At 46.2% G+C, this 9,353-nt stretch carries 5 protein-coding genes; all 5 read right to left on the bottom strand.

Annotation, left to right across the window (positions count from 1 at the left end):
• Positions 1–38: 38 nt before the first annotated feature.
• Positions 39–899: a BMP family protein gene (locus tag QUA00_RS35260; protein WP_333413172.1), complete on the bottom strand. Its 861-nt coding sequence runs from the start codon at positions 897–899 to the stop codon at positions 39–41.
• 203 nt (positions 900–1,102) lie between these two features.
• Positions 1,103–3,277: a glutamine synthetase III gene (locus QUA00_RS35255; RefSeq protein WP_333143841.1), complete on the bottom strand. Its 2,175-nt coding sequence runs from the start codon at positions 3,275–3,277 to the stop codon at positions 1,103–1,105.
• A 954-nt stretch (positions 3,278–4,231) separates the two neighbouring features.
• The gene (locus tag QUA00_RS35250; protein ID WP_333143840.1) at positions 4,232–5,482 is read right to left on the bottom strand and encodes an alpha/beta hydrolase; all 1,251 of its coding nucleotides are present in this window, start codon (positions 5,480–5,482) and stop codon (positions 4,232–4,234) included.
• 998 nt (positions 5,483–6,480) lie between these two features.
• Positions 6,481–8,286 carry a serine hydrolase gene (locus QUA00_RS35245; RefSeq protein ID WP_333413170.1) on the bottom strand — a complete coding sequence of 602 codons (1,806 nt, stop codon included), beginning with the start codon at positions 8,284–8,286 and terminating at the stop codon, positions 6,481–6,483.
• Positions 8,283–9,353 (bottom strand): calcium-binding protein (locus QUA00_RS35240; protein ID WP_333148354.1); only part of this gene is annotated, 1,071 nt, incomplete at its 5' end. The genes QUA00_RS35240 and QUA00_RS35245, both read right to left, overlap by 4 nt.

Here is a 9,353-nt window from a genome sequence, read left to right as displayed (position 1 = left end):
AGTAGGCATTGACTTTTTATAAATATCATCATATTATACTATGCAATATGCGTTTTAGATGCTGAACAGCTTAGCACCAGATTGGGAATGTCCTCCAGAACGCTAGTTAGGACTTTGCCGGGAGCCAGTTCGTACTGATCCTTTCCCCAACCAATCACAAGGACTCCTGGCTTTTGCGTAACGGCTTTTAGGGCGGCTAATCCTGCCTCATCCGCGTTGATTGCCAAAACATCTACTCCAGAGGCAACCATATCCGTTGCGACTTTGGTGGCTTTGTCCGTATCACTCCAAGTGTTGAGAAAAGCAGTCGAGGCTTGAACAGAGGAATTCGTTGCCTTCACTCCCCGCCTAAACAAAGCTTCTTCTTCTTTGTAAACCGGATAAGGTGCACCCACAATATAGCCAACTTTATTGCTTTTGCTCTTCATGGCAGCCAAAGCGCCTGTGAGATACCCCACCTCACCCGATCGAAAGGCAACAGCCCCCAAATTTGTGTTATTCCCTGGATACGTTGTAACCAAGGCAAATTTCGTTCGAGGAAATTCTTTAGCGACCTTTTCGGCAGCTTTGATATAGCCACCACTGGCGGCAATTACCAGGTCATAGCCGGACTGGGCATATTTGCGAATGGCCGCTTCACTATGTTCACCGTCAATATTGTCAGTAAAGTCTACCTGAGCATTAAATTTATCTTTGATTAGATTCAATCCTTCAAAGCAGGATTGAGCCCAACTGTTATTATCTTTAGGTCCTATGGTGACCATTGCCACTTTAAAGCTGCTAGAGGTGCTTGCTTCAGGGGAAGAGTCTACGTTCGGAGTCGATCGACTGCAACTGATCGCAAAAAATAGAGCTAGAGCCACCAGAGCCATTTGTTTCAAGAAAGATTGAATTCGCATAATAGCTTTTCGCACCAATATTAGTTTTTATACGCCGATGAAATTATTGAACGATATCTCAACAATCTTCACAACTCTTACTGTAGCTGGCATTTAATGACTCTGGCCGATTCAGCGTACCACTCATTTAACCTCAAAAACAAGTAAGGACACGGCAGTGCCGTGTCCTTACAAATCTAACCTGCAATTAACCGAATTCGCGATTACTTAACAAACAGCATTTCTTGATAAGTAGGCAGTGGCCACAAATCATCAGCCACCTCACCTTCCAGAGCATCCGCATACTGGCGAACCTCATCCATCAAAGGACGAATTGTTTGCGAAGCATATTGCATATGGTCTTCTGTCGAAGCAAAATCGTGCTTGCTCAAAGCATCACTCAACTTGCTCGCAGTATCCATCATGGACTTAACCAGCACCGCTACTTTTTCGGCACTTTCCTTTTCCAGTTCAATCCCAATCTCTTTCAATTTAGAAATCGTGCCGGAAAGTTCAGCTAAATACCTCACCGCTGCGGGGTAAATAATGGTTTTTGCCATGCTTGATACCAGTTTTGCTTCGACTTCAATTGCCAGCAAATACTGCTCTGCATAAACATCGTAACGGCTTTCCAATTCAACGGGAGTCAGAACACCTGTCTTTTCAAACAAGTCTTCAATGTATCCTTCCTTCAATACGGGCAAAGCATCTGCCGTAGTCCGCAAGTTAGCTAAACCCCGTTCCTCAACAGCCATTTTGTGCCATTCTTCCGAATAGCCGTTGCCGCCAAATATAACCGCGCCGTGCTCATCCATCACTTCTTTCAAAACAGTTTGGATGGCAGCATTCAGTTCAGTTCCGTTAGCCAAATCGCTTTCTAATTTGTTAGCAATCCAGTCCAAAGAATCTGCAAGGATTGTATTCATCGCCACCAGCGGCCCGGAAACAGACTGACCGGAACCTACTGCACGGAATTCAAATCGGTTTCCAGTAAAGGCAAAGGGCGAAGTCCGGTTTCTGTCCCCAGCATCCTTCATGAAAGTAGGCAGTGTTTCTACACCTAAGTTCATAATTCCCCGACATTGAGAGTCCTTAATTTCTCCCCGGCTAATTTGCCCGAAGATATCTTCTAATTGCGAACCCAAATAGACAGAGATAATTGCTGGCGGAGCCTCATTTGCACCCAATCGGTGGTCGTTGCTGGCAGTCGCAACTACGGCGCGCAACAGCGGCCCGTATTTGTGAACTCCGCGAATCACAGCGCCGCAGAATACTAGAAATTGTATGTTCGAGTGCGGTGTATCGCCTGGGTCTAATAAGTTTCCTTGGGTGGCATTCCCGACCGACCAGTTGACGTGTTTGCCAGAACCGTTAATGCCGGCGAAAGGCTTCTCGTGCAGCAAACACATAAAACCGTGTTTCTTCGCAGTGTTGCGGAGAATTGTCATGGTTAATTGTTGATGGTCGCTGGCGACGTTTGCAGCTTCAAAAACTGGTGCAATTTCAAACTGACCGGGAGCTACTTCGTTGTGGCGGGTTTTGGCAGGAATTCCCAGCCGGTACATTCTTTCTTCTACTTCTTGCATGAAGACTTGAACGCGCTCTGGAATCGCTCCAAAATAGTGGTCGTCAAATTGCTGACCTTTCGCAGGAGGTTTGCCAAAAAGGGTGCGACCTGCTAGCAGTAAATCGGGGCGACTGGTGGTGAAATTGGCATCTACCAGGAAGTATTCTTGTTCGGGCCCGCAACTGGAATTGACGGGAGCAACTTCGGTATTTCCTAATAGCTTTAACACTCGGATTGCTGCTTTGTTCATTGCGGCAATGGAACGCAAAAGCGGCGTTTTCTTGTCTAAGGCTTCACCTGTCCAGGAGATGAAAACAGTGGGAATGCACAATGTCATGCCGTTGTCTGTTTCCATGACATAAGCAGGGCTGGTGACATCCCAGGCTGTATATCCGCGAGCGGCGGCAGTGGAGCGAATGCCGCCGTTGGGGAATGAGGAGCCATCGGGTTCGCCTTGTACTAGAACTTTACCTGCAAATTCTGAGATGACGGAGCCATCGCCTTGCACTGAGATGAAAGCATCGTGCTTTTCGGCGGTGCTGTTGGTTAGCGGGTAAAATACGTGGGCGTAGTAGAGGGCTCCTTTGGAAATAGCCCAATCTTTCATTGCTGCTGCAACTACATCAGCTACGGAATCATCGAGTTTTTGGCCTGTTTGAACGGTGTTTTTTACTGATTTGAAAATACTTTTGGGCAGACTTTCTTGCATTTTGCTCAGACTAAAAACGTCTGTTGCCCACAAATCTTCTAGCCGCTTGGGAGGCTGGGCAGGCATCTGTTTGCGGTTGACGATTTGAGAAATTGCTTGAACGCGCGATTGGTTTCCACTCATGGTTATTTTTATTGGGATTGCAGGACGAGTTGTTGATAAAAAATAGATGTTAGCAAAAGTCTAACGATTGACGAATATGTTGGATTTACCCAAGATTTTGCACCATTCTCAAGAACGGGCTCTTCGGCCCGTTCCACAAGAGATCAATTTTCTCGCTTCACAGCCCGTCCAGCCTGTTCATAAAAGGCTAATTGAGAATGGTGCAACATATGAGATTTACCCAACATTTTTTGTCAAAGCTAACTTTTGCGAGAATGCCTTTTTTGGCAGGCTCTACAAGATTGGATGAGCGAGGCGCAATCACTTCGCCGTCCACCGGGCGTGACAATCCTGTGTGAGATGCGGTTGGATTTCGGTTATTAGCAAGAAGATAGATGGCAAGAGCCTGTACAAACTTGAGTCAACATTATAGATGTCTGCACTGCACAAATTTAGTAACTAATATTCACCCTGGTCAGCTCAAAAATTTTGTGCGAATCAATTCCGATGAATTCAGGTCAAAACTACTTATGGTTTTTAACGGTTCGACGATCGATAAATCGCAGTCCAGCAAACAACGCACTCGTTTAGGGGTTTTGGAGAATTATGGAGAGTACACAATCTACACTTGGAGAGTTTAAACAATCATTAACAAAATAAATGTATCGCAGGCTACAGAATTTTATGTTTTTTTTAGAAAGGTCGATCGCACCGATCGCACACAACCCCAGGGTTTCAGTGTAACAGGGCATGGGGCATGGGGCATGGGGCATGGGGCATAGGGCATGGGGCATGGGGCATGGGGCATGGGGCATACCTCACCACGCGATCGAACCGCTATATAATAAATAAAGTCTGGCAACTCTTCTAAAAGTTGGTGCGACAATTTGCCGTAGAAATCTTTACGAGATTTGGGAACTTATTAAACTGTTATAGCCGCAGTTTATTGAGCATAAATGAATAAGTTGATAATTTTTAGTTAACTCGTTGGTAATCGGAAGACTTCAGAGTATGAGCCAAAAAGCGTTCTGTGTAGTACAAAGCTAATTGATTGCTCGGCCCATTAAAAACTGCATCAAAGGCGTGTTCAGCCCAAGGAATTTCGAGCAAAATAGCCCGCTCGCCCGTGGCTCGCAATCGTTGGTAGAGCGATCGACCAAACTTGGGCTGAACGATATGGTCGCGACCTGCATAAACCAGTAGAGAAGGGGGAAGATTGGGTTTAATATAATTTATGGGAGAAGCCCGACGGTAAAGCTCATTGAGTTCATCTGGCGTTCCTCCCAAAAAGGCACGTAAGACGGCTCGAACATTTATGGCATCAGGAAAAGGTGGGTCATTGTATCCCCGGATCAGGTCATTTGGCCCGTAATAGTTCACTACTGCTCGAACTGGAAGCACACTAGAATCATAAGCAGTTAGCATTGCTAAATGGGCACCTGCAGACCTTCCCATCAGAGCAATTCGATCGAGATCGATTTCCCAATCAGCAGCATGAGTTTTGATATAGGAAAGAGCGGCTTGTACGTCCTCAAGCTGAGCAGGAAATCGATACTTGGGAGCGTGGCGGTAAGCGATTGCAACCACACAATAGCCTTGGGCGGCCATGTAGCGGCTGAATTCCTCATTGGAATCGGGATTGCCTCTCTGCCAAGCTCCTCCGTAGAGCGTGATAATCGCCGGATATTTGCCAATTTGCATCGGCCGATAAAGGTTTAGTTGCAGTGAAACTCCGTCAGGGTTGGCAAATCCAATAGCCCGATCGATCCTAACCTCTCTGATGGGAATTCCTCGGAACGCATCTGCGAGGATAAACGCTTGAGGGCGTAGCTGCGCGCGATCGGCTTGAGGAATCGCTGCTAAATAGTTTTCCCCTAAAACAGCTTGCATTTGGGTAGCTATGGCTGCATTGGCTGCTGGGAACTGAATCAGGGGAAGCAGGCCCAGGATGAGGGCGAACAGGTTACAAATCAGTAAAATAATGTAGACTTTACCTTGATGCCGTCTGAGCAGGTTCAGCAGAAGGGCGATCGTATTGATAGCAACCAACCAAGGACTGATTTCTGGTGCTCCCACCGCCAAAGGGTACAGGAACATCGTGGGTGCTGGTACGATCACCCAGAGACTGAGAAATAGGGCGATCGTACTTAGGAACCAAGAAATAAATGGCGAGACTAAGAATGCTGCCAATAAGGGTAACTTTTTGCGGTTCTTCTTGTGGATCATCGGATTTTTGCAGCCTAATTTTTAATCAGTTTATACCAATTTTTTATGAGGCCTCGTAGAATCCGATCCCCCCTAGCCAAGAGGGCGGGCACTCTTGGCACCGCCCCTACTAAGGGGGGGACAAGATTCCGATCAAAGTCAACCCCTACTCCCCAACAATCAGGGGGATTTAGGGGGATCGAGATATGTGCAACTTCACATTAAATTGGTATTAAACTAATATCATCGCCCTAAAATATGCTACAATGACACTGAGACTTTAACAAAAATTGCCTCAAAGTAGATTCCCAAAAAGCATTGATTTAACACCTAAGTCGTTAAAAATAATTTAATCGCCTTGCGCCACCAACAGGATAAATCTTTGGGGAACGAGTTCTTACATCACTATTGCATAAATTTGGATAATTGGAAGTACATTTTAGATTCAAGCATTAGCTCTAGCAATCCTAAATCATTTGTGAATTTCTTACTCCCTCCCCAAGGCATCGGGGAGGGTTGGGGTGGGGTAAAAATTTACGACTCCTGCAAGGATTTCTATATGACTGATGACTATCGGGTTTGGACATTTTCTATAATTGCATTTTTTTGAAACTGGTAAGCTAAGGCGCATCTAAATTTTATACTCACGTTTGATGAAATTATTGTGCGTATCTTGCCCGCCCCAAAATACAAGTTAGATGCCCGACAGCTTATCAACTGCGCTAATTCGGTTGAATTAGGTGGAGCCACTTATAATCCAATACGGTTCAGTTAACACTGTTAATTCCCCGGAGATCCCCCTAAATCCCCCTGATTGTTGGGGAGTAGGGGTTGACTTTGAGCAACTTCTTGTCCCCCCCTTGTAGGGGCGGTGCGACCCCTACTCCCCGTGCCCGCCCTTGGCTTGGCTAGGGGGGATCGATCTTAACTGAACCGTATTGACTTATAATCGGCGTCAAGAGCCTTTTTATCGGTTAAAATGTATAGTACAAAAAGCCCATCTCACAGCGCTATAACTTTTATTTTTCAACTGCACGAGGTGCAAGCAGATTCCAATTCACCTGAGAAACACCGTACAAAATAAAATTATCCAAAAGTCCGTAAGCATCCCCACAATTGTAACCTTTAGCATTAACACATTTCTTATCCGCCCTTTGATTCACAGCCACAAAAATATCAACTCCATCCGGCAACACGCCCGCATACATCTTTAAATTAGCAAAATCATCAAGGATGCGACCGTTATCATCCACCGGCGGCAATTTCCACTCTTTCGGATTATTATTGCCCCCTAACTGGATTCCCCAAGCATGAGTACCGTCAAGCGCTCCGTTGTGGGCAGTATATCGATTCCAAAGATTATTTCGCTTTTCTCCGATGCGCGGGTTATTTTCATAACCAGCTACCCAATATTCTGACATGAATTTGAGGAAAACTTCAGCTTCTGCAGCTAGGGAACCAGTACCGGGACTCAAATCAGTGTTTCTGCTGCTAAACGGAACTTGGCTTAAATTCCAAGACCAATTTATCCTCCCCGGCTTCGGATTTAGCCAGGTAGAAAAATCGCAGAAGCTACGCTTCCAGATGCAGTGCGGCCGCTTCACATCCCATCCCTGCCAATAGTAAGTCTTCCCGTTCCAAGCGCGTTTCTCTGGCTCGCGATCGACCATATTTGCTACTCCTTGGGTCATAAAAATTCCCCGGTCAGCCGCAGTAGAAATTCCTAACTCCTTTTTAAAGAAAACCTCCAAAGCCGAACCTTGATGAGTTTCGGGTTTACCCATCTTAGCAGCATATCTGCCGGAAGCCACAAGCTGCTCCAAAATAATCGTAGGAAATGCCGGACTGGTATTGGAATAGTGATATTGGCCGAGAGGATACTGAAGGCATCGGCCAGCCAAAACCTGCATAATTTCTGCTAAAGTAGGAGTCGGCAAAAAATAGCCTGCGCTAGGAGAAATGCCGAGTTGATTTTTAGCTGAACTGACAGATTTGCTGCCCCACTCATTGACAAGTAATTGTTCTTGTGCTTGGAAATTCGCTGGGGTTTTTAGATTGCGAAGCACAGGCAAATTTGCGGTGACATCTTCAGCATATCTGGGGGCGCTGCGCTGAAGTCCCGATCGGTGCGATAATAAATGTCCGAGGGTGACGTTTTGCCACTGTTTGTCTGCAAATCCTGAGTTGAGATTGGCACACTTGCTGTCTTTCACGGGAACGGGAAATTTGACTTTTCCCGAAAATACGGCGTGCAAGTTTTCAGGGATAATCGCTACTGGATATTGCTTGTTCAAACCCGGAATTAGCGGCGGATAATGCTGGGGGTCGAACAATTTCATCCCTTCAATTTGGTCGTCAGTCAGTTCTAAACCGGCCCGATCGCGCGCCGTCTCTTTAAGCGCCCAGCGCACCATTGCAAAGGTAACAGGCTTGCTGATACTGCCCATACGCATGGGGGTATCTGCGGGTACGATCGCAGCCAGAGGAGCCTGCGTATCGTCGCCACAAGCCGGATTCCAGTTATTAGTAGGTCTGCCTTTCATGCGCCCTAGACCCCAAACACCAACGGGTTTACCTTTAACAGAAACACCGAGTACGGCCGCACCGACGCAGCGGTGGCGCATGAATTCTGTCAACGATTGCAAAATCGGCTGGAGTTGCGCGTCACCGCTACCGCTAACAGGGATGTTTTCTTGCGCTAAAGCTGTGTTATTGTTGGACTCGGAAAGCTTTCCCAAGCCTCCTAAGAGGATAGCTGAAATTAAGGTCAAACTTGTGTAGAAAAGTCTGTTGATTCTTTGGCTATCGCCCCTAACATTCCTCATAAAAAACTCCGGTTTAAAAATGTAGGCGGGTTCAATTCTGTCAGATCGATTTGAGTAACAGATACGTTATTGAGAGTAGCTAAAATTTTACCTGTTGCTGTCAAGCGGATTAAGGTATCGCTGTTGGCTTGACTAATTGACAGTTGAGAGGCAGTCAAACCTCTAGTAAGGGCGATCGCATCTTTTCCGGGTTCAAAATCTCGAATGATATCCATCCCTGAATCTGCCCAAACCAGAAAACGATCGTTCCCACTTCCTCCAATTAAAAAATCATCTCCCAAATCGCCGCTTAAAAAGTCGTCTCCGGCTCCCCCAAATATGGTATCATTGTCTTCTCCTCCCCAAATCGTATCATTGCCTTCACAGCCATCCAGTAGGTCGTTATTTTCATCACCCCGCAAGTAATCGTTGCCACCGCCACCACAGGCAGTATCGTCACCTACATTTCCCAACAGAGTATCGTTTTCTTCACCGCCTACAATTAAATCTCTATCCTTACCTCCCAATAAGAAATCGTTTCCTTTGCCCCCATCCAAGAAATCGGAGTCTTCGTTGCCGTGAATGAAGTCGCTATCTTCTCTACCATTTAGCGAATCTTGTCCTCGATTTCCCAATAATGTATCTCTTCCTTCATTACCAAGAATAATATCTTGATTCTTGCCACCAAAAAGCAAGTCATCTGCCGTTGCACCAGAGATAAACTCGTTGCCTTCGTTACCGTTGAAAAAGTCATTTCCTTCGCCGCCAAACAGGTTATCGTTACCTTCTTTTGCCTGGAAATAATCCTCGCTGCTGCTGCCGTCGAATGTCTCATTGCTAGCAGTACCTGTGATGGGTAGATCGATCGTACTATTCACAACTACCTTTTCTACAGGATTGGGTTGGTTGAGATTTGGGAGGGATAGAGAGTTACAAAGGCAATCTTCTGTCGGAATTTCAGTCAGAGTTGGCGTTGGTGTCGGAGTTGGCGTTGGCGTTTCTGTCGGAATCGGTGTCGGAGTTGGCGTTGGCGTTTCTGTCGGAATCGGTGTCGGAGTTGGCGTTGGCGTTTCTGTCGGAATCGGTGT

The organism is Microcoleus sp. T2B6, from assembly GCF_036700475.1.
Classification (GTDB): domain Bacteria; phylum Cyanobacteriota; class Cyanobacteriia; order Cyanobacteriales; family Microcoleaceae; genus Microcoleus.
The sequence above is the reverse complement of the archived record's forward strand: the minus strand, read 5'-3'. Positions and strand labels throughout refer to the sequence as shown.